This window comes from Streptosporangium pseudovulgare (genome assembly GCF_014648055.1).
Classification (GTDB): Bacteria; Actinomycetota; Actinomycetes; order Streptosporangiales; family Streptosporangiaceae; genus Streptosporangium; species Streptosporangium pseudovulgare.
The window spans coordinates 276035-292052 of sequence record NZ_BMQJ01000007.1; the positions used below are offsets into that span (position 1 = coordinate 276035).

Here is a 16018-nt window from a genome sequence, read left to right on the forward strand (position 1 = left end):
TGGCCGCAGTCGGTCAGCGGGTGCCGCTGAGAGATTCCAGAGTGGCGGCGGACTTGCCGATCAGGGCCGTGCCGAAGTACCTGTCGGGGCCGGGGAGGTTCATCAGCCTCAGGGCGAGCCGGCGCAGCCGCAGCCGCGCCGGGGACGACGGCAGGAACCACTCCGCCCCGCTCCGCCCGACTTTCTGCTTCTCGGTGACCACCGGGCGCCACTGCTCCTGGTAGCGCGCCAGCGCCGACTCCACGGAGCCGGGGGAGGTCGCGGGACTCGCCGGGTCGGCGGTCGCGAGCCGTTCGCCGAGGAGGTACGCGCCGGCGGCGGCGAGCGAGGCGCCCTGCCCGGCCAGCAGTGACACCGCGCCGCAGGCGTCGCCGAGCAGCGTCACCCGGCCGCGGCTCCACCGCGGCATCTCGATCTGGGCCACCTGGTCGTAGTAGACCTCCGACGGCTCGGGGCAGCGCTCCAGCGCCCGGGGGACGAGCCAGCCGAGGGTCGAGCACGCCCGCCGTACGGCCGCCCGGGGGTCCTCCGGGAGGGCGGGGTCGGTGGCGCGGTGGACGGTGAAGACCGCCACCCGGCCGTCACGCAGGCCGTACAGGCCCATCTGCCGGCCCGCCGTGTCGGTGAGGCAGAAGCGGCCGTTCACCGCCTTGTAGACCTCGGGGTCGTCGAACACGTAGGCGGCGGTGTGGAAGCCGAGGTAGCGGAAGAACCGCTCCTCCTCGCCGAAGACCAGCCGCCGCACGGTCGAGTGGATGCCGTCGGCGCCGATCAGCAGGTCGGCGTCGAGCGTCGTGCCGTCGGTGAGCGTCACCCGGACGCCACCCTTGCCGTGCCCGTCATTCCCGTCACGTCCGCTGCGGCCGTCGTGCCCGTCACGTCCGTCGTGCCCGTCACGTCCGTCGTGCCCGTCACGTCCGTCGTGCCCGTCACGTCCGCCGTGCCCGTCGCGCCCGCCGTCCCTGTCGCGTCCACCGCCCCCGTCGCCACCGTCGCGTCCGCCGTGGCCGCCGTCTCCGTCGCGCCCTCCGTCTCCGCCGCCTTCGAGGTTCTCGACTCCGGTGACGCCGCAGCCATAGCGCAGGTCGACGCGGCCCGCCACCCGCTCGCGGAGCGCCAGCTCCAGGTCGGGGCGCATGATGCTCAGCAACCGGCCGCCCAGAACGCGGTCGAAGCGCTCGTAGTCCAGGCGGGCACGGAGGCGGCCCGACTCGTCGAGGTAACGCACCTCGTCGAGCCGGTAGCCGAGCTCCTTCAGGCGGGGCAGGACCCCCATCTTCCGGGCCGCGTCGTAACCGAGCCCGAAGAAGTCGATCATGTATCCCTGGCGGCGCGGGCCGGGGGCCTTCTCGACCAGGACGACGTCCCAGCCGTGGGCGTCCAGGCGCTGGGCGGCGGCCAGACCGGCGATGCCTGCCCCGCAGATCACGGCTCTTCTCATCTTCATCCTTCCGGTTCCTTCCGGTGTGGGGGCCCGCGTCCCGGACGCGAGGACCGGCCCGGCGCACCCGGGCTTCCGGTACGGAGATCCGGTTCGGTGTGCTTCCGGCGCGAGTGGACCGGTCAGTGCTTCAGCTCCGGGGAGAGGGACCAGCCGGCGCCTCAGCCTCCGGCGCGGTGGTCGTCACCTCCGGGGCGGGTGAGGAGGCGGCGCAGGACGGGTGTGACGGCCGCCGACGTCAGCTCCGGGTTCAGCGGCCGGTGCAGCATCATCCCGTCGAGGGCGGCGGCCAGCACCGAGGCGGTCTCCTCCGGCGCCTCCTGACCGCGGGCCCGGAGCCAGCCGGCCAGTTCCCGGCGGAACCGGGTGACCAGGGCGGTGAGCTCGCGACGCAGGTCCTCGTCGCGGGCGGCGGCGAGGTAGGTCTCGGTGAACAGCACCGACACCGGGTCGCTCCCGGTGAAGGCGTCGAGCGCGCCGAGCATCCCCTCCAGCCCGTCGTCCAGGGTCTCGGCGCGCTCCAGCAGCGGACCGGTCTCCGCGACGACGCGGCCGATGACGTCGAGGGCCGCCTCGTTCAGCAGCGCCTGCAGGGACGGGAAGTGGTAGTGGACCAGGCCGGGCGCGACGCCTGCCCGTTCGGCCAGGATCCGCGTGCTGACCGCGGTCCACCCCCGCTCGGGGATGAGGTCGGCCGCGGCGTCCAGCAGCTTCCGCCGTACCTCCCGGCCGCGCTCCACCGACGTCTTCACCCGCGTGCCGCCTCTCTGATCGGACGATCGCCTTGGTCGATCGACTTGGTCACCCGTCCAAGTAATAGCACGACGCGTCCCCCGACGCCAGCCGGCGATCGGTCATGCCCCCGATGCCGGCCGGTGTCGGTCGTGCCTCCGGTCACGCGTGCCGAGCCGTTCCGGAAGAACCCGGTTACGGCGCGGGCCTGATCTCCGTGCCCTGGGCGGAGACCAGCCGCCAGCCTCCGGCCGGGTCGGCGGCGAAGACGTGGGTGTAGCGGCTGCCGGCCGTGAAGGCCGTCCCGTCGTCGCCGGTGAAGCTCATCTCGGTCCGCCCGACGACGATGCCGACGTCCCCGACGCGGCGGACGACGGCCTCTTCCGGGAAGGACCGCACGGCCGGGAACCGGAGGTCTCCGGAGGACACCGCGCCGAGCAGGTCGGCCGCGGTGGCGACGGCGCCGTCGTTGACGGCGACGATGACGAAGTCGTCGCGCAGCAGGCCACCCAGTGCCGCGGTGTCGGCGGCGACCAGCGCGTCGAAGAAACGCCGGTCGTGGTCCAGCAGGGACGCGCGGTCGCCGGAGTCGGCGGTGATGGTCATCGGTGGTGTCCGTTCCCTCGGTGTCGGTTTCTGGGCTTCGAAGGATCGCGATGCTAGACCGTGACGCCGGTGACAAGGTCAAGGGCGGGCTCGTGGCCGGTTTTCGGGGACCGGAGCCGAGCGCCCGGTACGGCTCACCCTTCGGGGCCCGCACCCGGTACGGCTCACCGTTCGGGACGCACGCCCGGTACGACGCACCCGCCCGGACCCCGCACCGGACGGTGCCTCCGCCCGGGGCGCACCGGTACGGCTCCCCGCTCCGGGACTCACGCCGGATACGGCCCATCCGCCCAGGACGCGGCCCAGGTCAGCGGGTGCGGCCCGAGCGGCGGGCGTGGGCGCGGTAGCGGTCGAGGACGTCCTGGCGCAGGAGGTGCCCGAAGCCCGCGCCCTCGATGCGCAGGCCCAGCTCCGGCTCGGTGACGCCGAGCGCGGCGGCGGTGGCGGCCAGGTTCCAGTCGCACGCGGCCAGTTCGGTCAGCAGGTGGCCGCGCCGTACCTGGTTCTCCGACAGCCGGAACGTCTTGAGGTACGCGAGCCTGCCGTGCTCGTCCGTGATGAGCTCGCCGATGTGGTTCTCCCGGTGCCGCTCGAAGGGCGGCAGGAAGCGGGACAGCCGGTAACGGCCCATCGTGTACACACGCTGGTAGGTGTATCCCGGGCCGAGCGGTCCGGCCGCCATGACCCGGTCGTGGAAGGCCGCCCACTCCTCCGTCTGGCGGCGGGCCGCCGCGCGCAGGTCGGCGAGCGAGCGCACCCCCGCGTCCGCGATGCGGGCCCTGAAGTCGGGCACCGGCATGGTGAGCGTCGCGTAGTGGTGGATCAGCTCGCCGTACAGGTCGTGGACCAGGGTGGCGTGCAGGGCACGGTAGTCGGCGGGGTGCGGCACCACGAACGCGGCGGCGAGCGCGTCCGCCGCGTAGACGACGACGCCGCACTGGCCGGGGTGGATCTCGAAGACGCGCAGCGCGTCCGCCAGCCCCCGGACCTGGGCGCCGGTGTACGCCTCCTCGACGCGGGGCGAGAGCCCGCGGCTGATCGCGCGGTGCGACCACTCCTCCCAGGAGACCTCGGGGCCGCCGAAGTGCAGCGCCAGGTAGCCCTCCATCGCCAGATGCTGGGGCATGAAGCGCAGCCGGTTCCGGTCCTCACGGCGGGCCATGCGGCGGTGGAAGCGCAGCGGCATCCGGCGGGGCGGGGAACCGTCCTTCGCCGCGTCCCGGAGCTGGGTGCCGTACGCCGCGGCGGGCGTGCCGTCGGACGTCCAGGTAGCCACGAACGCGTGCGGGATGTAGGAGATGTAGCGGTCCCGGCGCCCGATCTCGACGACGTCGAGGCCAGGACCGTCGTAGTGGCCGCGGGGGTCCTCGTCGAGGCCGGGGTCGTCGTGGAGGCGGGCGTCGAGCCGCAGGTCCTCGATCGGCTCGTCGCGGACCAGCGGCACGAGCCGCACGCCACCCCAGGTCTGCGCAGGACGGGTGGAGAGCCCGGTGAGGGTGAGTTCCTGCGTCATGCGTCCTCCTCCGAGGGCTCCGCGTCCAGGAAGGCCGCGACGCGGCGCGCGAGGTGGGCGCGCAGCTCCGGCAGCCCGGTGCGGCCCTCCGCGAACCGGGCCAGCTCCACGAGGGCGACCAGGTTCTCGGCGTCGCGGATCCCGGCGGACGGCACGCCGGCCGCCAGCCGCCGCACGTCGAAGGAGGCCGCGTCGTACACCGGGTTGAGGTGCACGACACCGCACGCGCCGTCCGGGTCGAGCCGGGTGCGCCAGATCCGCAGCACCTCTCCCGCCAGGCCCGGCGGCGCGTTGTCCCAGCCGTCCGAGACGATGACGAGGCGTTCGGGTCCGAGCTCCAGGGCGTCGAGAACGCGTTCGCCGAGCGGTGTCGCGCCGTACGGGCGGACGAGCAGCGCGTCCGAGCGGCCCGACAGCCACAGCGGCGTGTACCGCGAGGCCAGCGCCTCCAGCAGGAAGTGGCAGGCCAGCGCGACGGCGAGCGGGCGGCGGCGCTTCTGCGCCGAGCCGTACGCCGAGAAGCTGTCGTCGAGCACGGCGGTCACCCTCCCCCAGCGCCCGGCCTGCTCGCCCGCGGTACGGCGGGCCGCCGCGCGCAGCGCCTCCGTCAGCTCGGCGCGGCGGCGCACGCGGTCGTCCGGCGGGAGGCCGAGCACGTAGGACGCCAGCCGGGTCAGCGGCATCGCGGTGAGGTCGGCGCGCACCGCGCCGGCCTTGAGGGTGCGGGCCGACTCCTGCAGGCGCAGCCGTTCCAGGCGGGTGAGCCGGGGCGCGATGCGCTCCAGGAATGCGGCGCGGGGGATGCCGTGCTTCGCCGCGAAACCCTCCGCCACCGTGTAGGGCAGGTCGTAGATCGCCTCCTGCCGGTAGTGGGCCTGACGCCAGCTCTCCAGGATCGGCGTGGCGTAGGCGGCCTTCCTGCGCGGGGCGAACAGGAACGTCCCCAGCTCGCCTCGCGGCTCCAGGTGGGCGTGGCGGAAGGCGGTCTTGACGGCGCCGCGGTACTTCACCGCGTCGAACGCGAGGTCCGGCCGGGCGGCCAGCCAGTCCCGCATGATCGCCCTGGTGCGGCGGTTGTTGACCCTGGCGCGGCGCAGCTCGCGGAACAGCCGGTAGACCCGGGGCGGCGGCAGCAGAGCCAGCCGCCGGGCGATCAGACGCCCCTCGGCGCGGCGCCGCTCCGGGTCCGCCTCACCGGCGGTGACCAGCAGGTTCCGGATGATCAGGGCGGCGTTGTGGTCGTTGACGTCCAGGGCGAGGGTGGCCGCGTACAGGTCGCGGTAGTTGCCGAGCAGGTACTCGTGGAGGAAGCCCAGGGACAGGCCCTGCTCGTCCTCGCCCGAGTGGAACTCGCGCTGCCCGGTGGAGGTGATCGCGGCGTTCACGAACAGCAGGACGTCCTCGGCGGCGACCAGGTCCGCGAAGGTCTCCGTGCTCTCGGCGGTCACGGCGGTCGTCCTGCTCTCGGTGGTCGCGACGGTACGGCGCCGGCCGGGGTGTGAGGGCACGAACTGCGAATCATCGCTTCACAGGCGGGTTCCGGAAGTCGCGCCGAAGTCCCGCGGCCGGCCCTGGAACGATAACACCGGCTTGTCCGCCTTTTCCCGGTCTTTTCCGCCGTCGCCGATCATCCGTACCGGTCGTCCTCACCCCGCACAGGCACGGCTCGCACACAGGCACGGAATCGTCAGTGGTCACTCCCGCCCCCGCACAGGTACGGAACCGTCAATGGCCGCGATGGACACGTCCCACCGGATGGATCTTCCGGAGTGGGGGCCGATCTTCGTCGGCCCCGCGTCAGCGGTCGCCGAGGTTCTCCAGGATGGCGCGTACCTTCCTGGCGTTGGCGTGGTGCGGGCCGTACCTGCGTTCCAGGTCGGGCAGCAGGCGGCCCAGCGTGCGCCCGGCCCGCGTCGTACGGCCCGCGCCGAGTTCCACCAGGCCGATCTGGCAGCGGAGTTCGAGGAGGCGGTCCTCGTCGGCGCCGAACCGTCTCTCGTCGTCGAGGAGCCGGCGGAGATCGGACAGCGCGAGGTCCGTCTCGCCCACGGCCGCGTGGCAGTTGGCCTCCATCAGCCGGCAGCGCAGGGCGAGGTTGCTGCCGGGGCCTTCCACGGCGGCGACGTCGGCGGCCAGCCGGCGGAACTCCGGCGCCGCCCTGCGGTAGTCCCCACCGAGGAAGAGGAGCTCGGCGAGTTCGATCCGCAGGCCGATGACCTCGGAGCTGGTCGGGCCGAACGACCCGGCCGCGGGGCCCACCATCTCCGCCAGCGCGTCGGCCGCCTGGCCGAAACGGGACGCCGCCTTGAGCGCCTCGGCCTCCCGGCGGGCCCGTTCGATGTCCTCGTGTTCGATCTGCACCAGCCCGGCGGCGAACCGGAACCGCGCCGGCCGCACCGGGTGGGCGGGGCCCCGCCCGTACTCCGGTTGCCGTTCGTGGCCGGGGCGCCGTTCACGGCCCGGAGTCGCCTCGTGGCCGGGGTGACGCTCGTGGCCCGGCCGTTCGTGGCCCGAGTGCCGTTCGTGGCCCGTCCGGTGCTCGCCGTACGGTGGCCGTTCGCGACGCGGCGCCCGTTCGCCGTCGGGCCGCCGTTCGCGGGGCTGCTGCCGTTCGGCATGCGGGGCATGTTCGATGTACGACGTCCGTTGGGTGTGCTGCCATTCGATGTGCGGCGGCCGTTCGGCGTGTGACGTCCGTTCGGCGTGCGGTGGCCGCTCGGTGTGTGGAGGCCATTCAGTGTGCGGCGGCCGTTCGGCGTGCGGTGGCCGCTCGGTGTGTGGAGGCCATTCAGTGTGCGGCGGCCGTTCGGCGTGCGGCGGGGCGGTCATGCGGCCCACGACCGTGGCGTACATCCGCGCCGGGTGGGGCGTGTCCAGGTCGACGTAACCGGGGAAGGGCGGCAGCTCGCGGCAGAAGTCCAGCAGCCGGTCGTAGACGACGTCCGCGCCGCCCGGCCGGTCCTCCGGTTTCTTGGCCAGCAGCCACAGGACGAGGCGTTCCAGCCCCTCGGGGACGTCCGGCCGCCTGGCGCGCAGCGGCCGGGGCGGGACGTCGGTGTGGTTGCGCATCGTGGCCAGCGCCGTGGGGGCGGTGAACTGGTTGTCCCCGGCGAGCATCTCGTCGAGGATCACGCCGAGGGAGTACAGATCGCTGCGCGGGCTGACGGCCCCGGTCATGGCCTGCTCGGGCGCCATGTACGCCGGGGTGCCGAGCACCTCGCCCGTCCTGGTGAGGCGGATCTCCCCACCGGCGGCGTCCGCCCCGGCGGAGGCGAGGGCGGCGGCGATGCCGAAGTCGAGGACCTTGACCGTGCCGTCGGGGCAGAGCATCAGGTTTCCGGGTTTCAGGTCCCGGTGCACCAGTGCGCCGTCGTGGGCCACGGTCAGCACGGAGCACACCTGCGCGGCGATGGCCGCGGCCCAGGCCACGGGGATCTCGGTCTCGTCGAGCAGCGCCGAGACCGGGTGCCCCCTGACGAGCTGCATGACCATGTAGAGGTCGTCGCCGTGCGGGCCGCAGTCATAAACGGTGGGTACACCGGGGTGTTCCAGTCTGGCCGTAATTCGTGATTCGCGTATGAAACGCCTGGCCAGTTCCTTGTCCGGACGGCCATCGGGAAACCGGGCTGTTTTGATGAATTTGATGGCGATCCGCCGGTCCAGACGGTTGTCGTAACCGAACCAGACCTCCCCCATTCCACCGGAACGGCGGGATGCGGGATCCAGCTCGTAACGCCCGCCGATAACGGTTCCTCTGCCCAAAACCCCGCCCCCAGAAAAGGCGTCGACTCGTCGGATAAATCCGGAGAACCTTACGACGAGAAAATACAGGTTCGCGTGCCGTGCCGCTGAGGCGTCCCGCCGCTGAGACGATCACAGCGTCCGTCATCCCGCCGACGGCCGTCCTCTCACGGGCCGATCACCGCTCCCACCACCCCCGCCGACGGCCGTTCCCCACGGACCGATCACCGCTCCCGCCACCTCCGCCGACGACCGTTCCCCACGGACCGATCACGACTCCCCTCGCCTCCTCGGCAAGCGTCCTCCAGACGGTTTCCGTGGACGGCGGGATCAGCCGAAGATCCTGTCGCGCGTGAGATCCAGGGCGGTCAGGACCGCGCCCTGCAGGACGGCGTTGCCCGCCACCGTGCTCGCGCGGACCTCCGTCGGGGCCGGGGACAGGTCGCGCAACCGCTCCTCGACCAGTTCCGCGAGGTCGTCGCCGCCCTCGCGGCCGATGCTCCCGCCGAGGATGACCAGGCCGGGGTCGAGGATGGTGACGAGGGCGGCGGCGCAGGCGGCGATCCGCCCGGCCGTGTCGTTCGGGCCGAGACCACGCAGGACATCGGGCCCCACGAGGTCGCAGAAGAACCCGCCGTCCGTCCGCAGCATGCCGATCTCGCCCGCGCCGCCCGACGCGCCGCGCCGTACCCGGCCGTCCAGCACGAGCGCGGCGCCCACGCCCTCGTCGAGCCAGAGCAGCACGAAGTCGTCGCGTCCGGTGGCGGCTCCCGTGCGGTGCTCGGCGACGGCGGCGAGGTTGACCTCGTTCTCCAGCGTCACCGGGACGTCCAGGTCGCGCCGTACCGCCTGGAGCAGGCCGGGCTCCCAGCCGGGCACGTCGTTGGGGGTCACCAGGTCACCGCGCCGCGGGTCCACCAGGCCGGGGGCGCCGAGCACGACGGTGTCCGGGGTCCGGCCCGCGGCGGCCTCGGCGACGGCGCACCCGATCAGCGCGGAGAGGCCCGGCGTCCCGCCGGAACCGGGGGGCGCGGAAACGGCGCCGGTCCCGCCCGGTTCCGGCGTCCCGGAAGAGGCGGAGAAACCGGAGGGCCCGCCCGGCCCCGCGTCCCCGCCGGAAGCGGGGGCGGAACCGCGGCCGGACCCGGGGAGGCCGCGTACGGCGGAGCCGACCGTCCGGCCGGTGATGTCCGCGACCGTCACGTTGACCGCCGTGCACCGCACGTCCACCCCGGCCACGTGGGCGCGGCCGGCCACGATCCCGAACAGCCGGGCGTTCGGTCCCCGCCGGTTCTCGCCGCACTCGCCGGCCACTTCGATCAGGCCGCCGTCCCGCAGCCGTTCGATCAGGTCGGACACGGTGGGCCTGGACAGGCCGGTGAGCTCGCGGAGCTGCGGGGCGGTCAGCGGACCGCGTTCGAGCAGCAGGTCGAGGACGAGCCGATCGTTGATCGCCCGGGCCGTGGCCGGGGTCGCGGTCTTCATCCCGCCATATTAGTCAGGGTTCCTGCCTGTTCAGCTTTTCATCAGGAAGCCTGCCTGTTAGATTCTCCGACATGACCCCCCACCGTGCCATCGCCGCCGTCTTCGCCCTCCACGGCGCCGTCGCGGGCAGCCTGGCCACCCGCATCCCCTGGATCCAGGACCACCTCGGCCTCAGCCCGGCCACCCTCGGCTTCGTCCTGTTCTGCCCGTCGATCGGTGCCTTCGTGGGGATGCCGATGGCCGCCCGCCTGGCCCACCGCCTCGGCGGGACCACCGCCACCCGCCTCCTGATCACCGTGTGGTGCGCGGGCCTCGCGCTGCCCGCCCTCATGCCCGCGCCCGCCTGGCTGTTCCCCACGTTCCTGCTGTACGGCGCCGCCGCCGGCATGAGCGACGTGGTGATGAACTCCCACGCCGTGGTGGTCGAGCGGCACCTCGGGCGGTCCATCATGTCCGGGCTGCACGGCATGTGGAGCGTGGGCAGCCTGGTCGCCGCCGGAGCCGGAGCCCTGGCCGCCCAGGCGGAGATCGACGCCCGCCTGCACCTCGGGGTGACCGCGCTCGTGCTGGTCGCCCTCGCCGCCGTCGCGGGGCGCGGCCTGCTGGCCGACACCACTTCCGCCGGCACCCCGGTGCCGCGCCGCTTCGCCCTGCCCTCGCGGGCCGTCGCGATCATCGGACTCCTCGGATTCTGCGCCACCTTCGCCGAGGGGTCGAGCACGAACTGGTCCGCCCTCTACCTGACCGAGGTGACCGACGCCGGGCCCGGCGTCGCCGCCGCCGGCTACACGGTCTTCATGTTCTGCATGGCGGGCACCCGCCTCGCCGGGGACCTGTTCGTCCGGCGCTTCGGACCGGTGGCGACCGTCAGGGCCGGCGGCGTCGTGGCCGCGATCGGCGGCGCCGTCGTGGTCGCCTCCCGCGCGCCCGCCCTGGGCATCGCCGGATTCGCCCTGCTCGGGCTCGGCATCGCGGTGATCGTGCCGCTGGTGTTCGTCACGGCCGGCAAAACCGGTCCGACGCCGGGGGACGGCGTGGCGGGCGTCGCGACCATCACGTACCTGTCGGGGCTGCTCGCCCCCGCCGTCACCGGCTGGATCGCGGACGGCCTGTCCTACCCGGCGGCGTTCGGGGTGATCACCGGTGTGATCGTGCTGGTGCCGCTCCTGGCCGCGGCCCTGCGCCCGCGCACCGCGGCCTCCGCCCCGGAACCGGCGGCCCCGGCGGGCCGCGGGTAGCGGCGGCCCTCATAGGCCGCGGGTAGCGGCGGTCCTCGCGGACCGCGCCGTTCCCGGCGCAGGAGTACGGCAAGTTCCGGCTGAACCAGAGCTAATACTGTCGAACTTCTCCCCGAATCCGGCGGTCCAACCGGGTGAAGTCCATACGGGGGACTCGTCGACTCGGGAGGTCCGATGAGGACGAAGGTCGCAGTGGCCACGGCGGCGATCCTGGCCGCCGCGGCACTCGGAGGGATCCAGGTCGCGAACGCCGCACCGGCGCCGCAGGCGGGGGCGGCGCCGTACACCGGGACCGCGCCCCACCCGGGGGCGGCGCCGTACGGTGAAGCGGGACCTCATGCCGGCGCGGCGCCGTACACCGGGACCGCGCACGACACGGGCATGGAGCGCCACGCGGACGCGGTGCCGCACTCGGAAGCGGTCCGGTACGCCTCGGTGCGAGGCTGCTCCGACAAGCACGAGGTGCAGTACCCCTGCGGGAAGTGGCGCCTGGTCACCCACGGGGGTGAACGCCGGGGACTGGCGGACGCCCGCATCACGCCGCTGGACGCGAAAGGCAGGCCGCAGAAGTACTCCGTCGCGCCGATCGAGGTCAGCGGCAACGGCCTGCACGTCGCCTACTTCAGGAAGTCCGACGGCCGGCTGGTCGTCCGGGAGATCGGCGGGAAGGTCCGCGCCATGGCCGGCGCGCTGCCCGCCCGCGTCGGGATGGACGACGTCACCCTGATCCTGTCCCAGGACGGCGCCCGCCTGGCGGTCGTCCTCCCCGAGGACCGGAAGCTGCCCACCCGGGTGTACGACACCGCGAGCGGCGCGCCGCTCTGGACCGTGCCGTGGAACCGGGTGCTTCTCGGGTTCAGCGCCGACGACGACGAGCTTCTGGCGTACGGCGAGACCACCGAGACGACCCTGCGCGTCCTCGGACCGTCCGGAGAACGGCTGCGCGGCCGGACCCTGGACAAGGAGGGCGTCTACGCCCCCTACGGCCTCGCCGCGGACGGCGCGACCGTGGTGACGGCGCAGGAGAAGCGCGGCCGGTGGGACGTCGTCGTCCACGACCTCGCGTCGGGCAGGGTGCTGACCCGGGTGCCGGTCGGCAGGAGCGCGCCCGAAACCCTGGCCTGGACGGGGCCGGAGCAGGTCACCGCCCACTTCGTCACGTACGACGGAAGCTCCCGGCCGGCCCGGGTGCGCGTCCTGCGGATCGACACGGCCACGAAGAAGACCAGGGTCCGGGAGTCCTACAAGGTGCTGTCCGACACGATCGCGTTCGCCGCCTGCGGCGGCTGACCGTACCCGGCCCGCGGGGCGTTCCGGCCCCGCGGACGGCGGTCTCGCGGACGCCGTGGCCCGGGTGGTGGGGCGGGTGCTGCGCTTCAGACGGTGGCGGGCTTGCGGGCGGCGAACCGCTCGATGACGCCGAGCTTAAGGCGTTCGTGGCGCTCGATCCCGAATCCCATCGCGCGCACCCCCGGCAGCGGCCGGCGGCGGTAGTGCTCGCCCTGCAGCGGCACGGACACGGCGTCGGCCAGCGCCTGCAGCACCCGGACCGGCCAGGAGGTCGAGACCACGTGATCGGCCAGGAGCAGCAGACCACCCGGCCGCAGGACCCGCGCCATCTCGGCGAGCGCCGCCCCGTCGTCGGGGATGGCGCACAGCGAGAACGTGCAGACGACCGTGTCGAAGCGCCCGTCGGGGAACTCCAGCGCCCGCGCGTCGCCCTGCCGCAGGTCGGCCGCCAGACCGAGGTCACGGGCCCGGCGGCGGGCGACCGCGAGCATGGGGTCGCTCCGCTCCACCCCGGTCAGCCGGACGCCGGACGGGTAGTGGGAAAGGTTGAGGCCGGTGCCGGCGGCCACCTCCAGCACGTCGCCGGCCGCCTGCCGGCACAGCCACCGGCGGGTGTCGCCGAAGAACCTGCGTTCCACGGACGCCATCCGCCGGTCGTAGGATCCGGCCTGCCGGTCCCAGTACCGGCGCAGCCGCTTCTCCCGGTCGTTCTCTTCCGCCCGCCCGTGTCCCACCGCCGAGGAGTCCGCCACCGCTTCAGCGTAACTCCTCCCGAACCGGGTGTTTCGGGTCATGGCGAAGCCGTATCCCCGACGCTAGGCACCGGGCGTGCACCCGTGGAGCAGGCCGTAACGCTTCTGCGCGATCCGCATCAACTCGACCATGTCCTTGATCCCGTCTCGTCCCTTGGATACCTTGGCCAGGGCGAGATCTATGATCCGGTCCTTGCCGCCGCAGGAGAATCGGGCGGTCACCTGGTAGGGACGATCGCTGAACGGCCCCTCCGGGAAGTAGACGGCATACCCCTCACCGAGGTCAGACGACAGCTTCATCGCTCCGTGCCTGGTGAAAACCTTGCGCCTGTCGTCCATGAGGTCGTCGAGATATTCAGGCGACGAACCGGCGGTCTCCCGTATCCATACGACTTCCAGCAGACCGGGCCCGGTGGTGGGAACCAGGCAGTCGCCGTCCTCGCCGGTACCGTTCGTCCTCTCCTCAAGGGGCCCGGCCACACCGCCGGCCAAGCGGAATGCTCGTTCAGGGACCAGCCCGCAAAGGTAGGGAGCCGAATCAGCGATCATTTCCGTGTTATCCGGCGTGGGCGTGGAAACACCTTCGTTCTTCATGGTGCATGCCGAGGTGATCAGCAGCCCCAGAAGGAGCGGAACGCCGAGCCGGGGAAGCCTCACTTGCCACCTTCCTGGGAAGCAGGAATCCTTAGGTTGAGGTAGTCATCCACATCACTGGTCCTGCGGAAGGTGCCGCTGAACCGATCGAACAGATCCTGGCTCGCGCCGTTCCTGCTGACCCAGCGGAGGAAGCCGCTGTACTCCTCGGGTTTCATCTCCGTGAATGGTTTGATCATCGGCGGGGAACCGGTCGCGAACGGTTGTCCTTTCAATTCGATCCCGTCGAGCAGGCCCTTCTGCAGCATGGTGGTGGCGATCATCTGCTCGGTCAGTTTTTCCACCGCGAGCCGGTCGTTCGCCAAAGTCTGATAGGCCGCTCCCAGATCCAGCCCCTGGTCCGACACCTGCTGTGCGATCCGCTTGGCGGCCTGGTCGTAGCCCGCGCCGGTCGCCTTGTCATACGACTTGGTGAGCAGCGAGCCGAAGGCACCGGTGGCCAACTCACCCACCTGCTTGGCGCCCGGCACCGGGAACATCCCGATGGCGTCGCGCACCATCGTCTGCAGCGCTTCGCTGGCCTTCTTGTCGTCCAGCCCCTCGGCGATCAGCGCCTGACGCCTGATCTCCACGATGTGCCCGAAGGGGCGTGCCTCACCCACGATGCCATCGAGGAGGAACTGCCGGACGTCGTCCTTACCGACGCGGCCGTCCTCGTCGAAGTCGTACGTCTTCAGGTCTGCCGCGCTGAATCCCAGCTCCTTCAGGTTCGACTTCTCCAAGCCGACCGGGGGCATCTTGTCCAGGGCCGCCCTCATGTGCTCGGTCTGCGCCCGGATCAGCGCCTCGTATCCGGCATCGTCCCGGGCTGCCAGCGCCAGTGCGTACGACATGTCCTTGGCGTCGGCCTTGCCGAAGGTGGCGTGGTTGAGCAGGAGGCTGGAGACCTGGCCGATGTTGGCCGCGATCGCCCGGGCCAGCGGGTAGCGCAGCGGGGCGAGCCGGTCGAACGCGGCCCGGTCGGTGATCTCCAGGTTGCCGTCACCGGCCTTGCCGAAGACACGCTGCGCCTGGTCGGCCGCCGCCTTGGTCAGTTCGGCGGCCAGTTTCCTGGAGGTGGCGTCCTGGCCCGTGGTGGCCGCCAGCAGCACCTGGCTGAACGGTCCGTGACCGTCGCTGTAGGCGAAGGCGTCCAGCCGGGTGGTGAGCAGGTAGCTCAGCACGGACTCCTTCCGGCCCGCGGGGGTGTGGTCCAGCAGTGCCCGGGACGCCTCCCCGCTCGATCCGGCGGCGTGGAACAGGTCGTCCACGACCGCGGACTTGACCTGTTTTCCGGGCCGGGTCACGACCCCCTGACCGGGCCGCAGCAGCGTGCCCAGCCCCAGCGCGGCGGCCAGGTCGAACATCGGGACCTGCCTGCCACCGCCGACGGCCTGTCCGAGTTTGTCCTTGCTCGCCGCCCACCTGCGTTCGTACTGCTCCTTCTCGTAGGCGATCGCGTCGCGGCCGACGGTCTCCATGAACTTCGCGGAGAACGGCGGCCGGCCGTCGTGACCGCGCCATGCCAGCGCCTGGGACTGGTAGCCCGCGTACTTCACATTCCCTGCGGTGTGTTCCGCCCGGCCCTGTGCGGCGAGTTCCTTGAGGAAGTCGTCGCCCGCGTACGCCTTGCCCTTCGGGTCCGTGCCGGTCGCGAGGGCCGTGCCGAGCAGGCGGAGGGCCTGCTTGCCCTGGGCGGACAGGGCGGCCACGCCCACGGTGTCACCGTGGTCCAGGCCGTCCCGCAGTCGCTCCGCGAGGGTGGCGGGCAGTTCGGTGACGCCCTTGGCACCCAGTTTCCGCAGGAAGACCTTGGCGAACTCGGGGTCCGCGCCCCGGTCTGCGTACTTCTGCAGGGTGGCGAGTGCCGTGACGTCCCCGCCCGCTGCCTGCCTGGCCGCCCGGGAAGCCACGGTGCCGTCCAGCAACCCCTGGGCCGCGTTCAGCCCGTCGGGCATCTCCAGGAACGATCCCTTGACCGTGGAGGCGCCGAAGACGACGTCCTGCTTCTCCATCTCGCGGACCAGTGCCTGCCTGCGTCGCAGGTCCTCGGCCTGTTTGCCGACGCGGCCGGCCAGTTCGCGCAGGCGCAGCGCCGGGGAGGTGTCCAGCCCCGCGCCCTGCAGTTCGCCGTACAGCGACTGGGCCAGCCGTTCGAGCTGACCGGCGGCCTGGGTGTGCTTTCCCGCCATGGTGTCGAACTCGGGCTGCTTGACGCCGGTGAAGTCCGCGGAGCTCGCGCCGGTCACTGCTTGCCCGATGACGCGGCCGGCAGGGAGGCGAGTTTCGTCTGCGCGCTGTGCACCGCGCTGGTGAGCAGCGCACGCAGTTCCCGCTGGGCGGCGTGTATCTCGGTGCCGAAGCGGCTGCCGGTGGGGCCCACCCACGCGTCGTTCTCCATCAGCCGGCAGGACGGGTCGAGCACCGACCAGTGCTCGTCCGACAGCCGCTGGATTCGTTCCACCACCGCCTGCATCGCCTCGCGGTCGAGACTGGCCACATCGATCTCCCGGGATGGCTTTCCGTACAGAAACGATCATGAGGCGGCCCCCGTGCCCGTTCAGATTAATCGCCCATCCATTTACGA

At 72.4% G+C, this 16018-nt stretch carries 13 protein-coding genes; 2 read left to right on the forward strand and 11 right to left on the reverse strand.

Features of this window, described 5'->3' with window-relative positions:
- Nucleotides 1–13: 13 nt before the first annotated feature.
- The 7 genes from IEZ10_RS16475 to IEZ10_RS16505 all read right to left on the reverse strand — a co-directional run bounded on the left by IEZ10_RS16475 (nt 14) and on the right by IEZ10_RS16505 (nt 9518).
- The gene (locus IEZ10_RS16475) at nt 14–1447 is read right to left on the reverse strand and encodes an FAD-dependent monooxygenase (RefSeq protein ID WP_229811328.1); all 1434 of its coding nucleotides are present in this window, start codon (nt 1445–1447) and stop codon (nt 14–16) included.
- A 155-nt stretch (nt 1448–1602) separates the two neighbouring features.
- On the reverse strand, nt 1603–2193 hold the full coding sequence (locus IEZ10_RS16480) for a TetR/AcrR family transcriptional regulator (RefSeq protein ID WP_189247379.1): 591 nt from the start codon (nt 2191–2193) through the stop codon (nt 1603–1605).
- Between the two features lie 175 nt (nt 2194–2368).
- Nucleotides 2369–2779: a YybH family protein gene (locus IEZ10_RS16485; RefSeq protein WP_189247380.1), complete on the reverse strand. Its 411-nt coding sequence runs from the start codon at nt 2777–2779 to the stop codon at nt 2369–2371.
- A 307-nt stretch (nt 2780–3086) separates the two neighbouring features.
- A complete protein-coding gene (locus tag IEZ10_RS16490; RefSeq protein ID WP_189247381.1) occupies nt 3087–4292 on the reverse strand; it encodes an ARPP-2 domain-containing protein in 1206 nt (401 codons plus the stop codon).
- Nucleotides 4289–5800: a hypothetical protein gene (locus IEZ10_RS16495; protein WP_229811329.1), complete on the reverse strand. Its 1512-nt coding sequence runs from the start codon at nt 5798–5800 to the stop codon at nt 4289–4291. Before IEZ10_RS16495 ends, IEZ10_RS16490 begins: the two co-directional genes overlap by 4 nt.
- Nucleotides 5801–6089: 289 nt before the next feature.
- Nucleotides 6090–7988: a serine/threonine-protein kinase gene (locus IEZ10_RS16500; RefSeq protein WP_189247382.1), complete on the reverse strand. Its 1899-nt coding sequence runs from the start codon at nt 7986–7988 to the stop codon at nt 6090–6092.
- A gap of 375 nt (nt 7989–8363) precedes the next feature.
- Entirely contained in the window at nt 8364–9518 is a 1155-nt protein-coding gene (locus tag IEZ10_RS16505) for an ROK family transcriptional regulator (RefSeq protein WP_189247383.1), read from the reverse strand.
- 71 nt (nt 9519–9589) lie between these two features.
- Between IEZ10_RS16505 and IEZ10_RS16510 the strand changes: the two genes are divergently transcribed.
- Both IEZ10_RS16510 and IEZ10_RS16515 read left to right on the forward strand, forming a co-directional pair.
- Nucleotides 9590–10756, forward strand: a complete 1167-nt coding sequence (locus tag IEZ10_RS16510; RefSeq protein WP_189247384.1) for an MFS transporter — start codon at nt 9590–9592, stop codon at nt 10754–10756.
- 174 nt (nt 10757–10930) lie between these two features.
- The gene (locus IEZ10_RS16515; RefSeq protein ID WP_189247385.1) at nt 10931–12046 is read left to right on the forward strand and encodes a YncE family protein; all 1116 of its coding nucleotides are present in this window, start codon (nt 10931–10933) and stop codon (nt 12044–12046) included.
- Between the two features lie 86 nt (nt 12047–12132).
- On the opposite strand, the gene IEZ10_RS16520 is transcribed toward IEZ10_RS16515, so the two are convergent.
- From IEZ10_RS16520 to IEZ10_RS16535, 4 genes are all read right to left on the reverse strand, one after another.
- Nucleotides 12133–12798 (reverse strand): class I SAM-dependent methyltransferase, encoded by a 666-nt coding sequence (locus IEZ10_RS16520; protein WP_229811330.1) that lies wholly within the window; start codon nt 12796–12798, stop codon nt 12133–12135.
- Between the two features lie 63 nt (nt 12799–12861).
- Nucleotides 12862–13455, reverse strand: coding sequence for a hypothetical protein (locus IEZ10_RS16525; protein ID WP_189247386.1), 594 nt, complete (start codon nt 13453–13455; stop codon nt 12862–12864).
- On the reverse strand, nt 13452–15680 hold the full coding sequence (locus IEZ10_RS16530; protein ID WP_189247387.1) for a hypothetical protein: 2229 nt from the start codon (nt 15678–15680) through the stop codon (nt 13452–13454). Before IEZ10_RS16530 ends, IEZ10_RS16525 begins: the two co-directional genes overlap by 4 nt.
- Nucleotides 15677–15931, reverse strand: a complete 255-nt coding sequence (locus tag IEZ10_RS16535) for a hypothetical protein (RefSeq protein WP_189247388.1) — start codon at nt 15929–15931, stop codon at nt 15677–15679. The genes IEZ10_RS16530 and IEZ10_RS16535 overlap by 4 nt, the downstream gene beginning before the upstream one ends.
- Nucleotides 15932–16018: the final 87 nt, after the last annotated feature.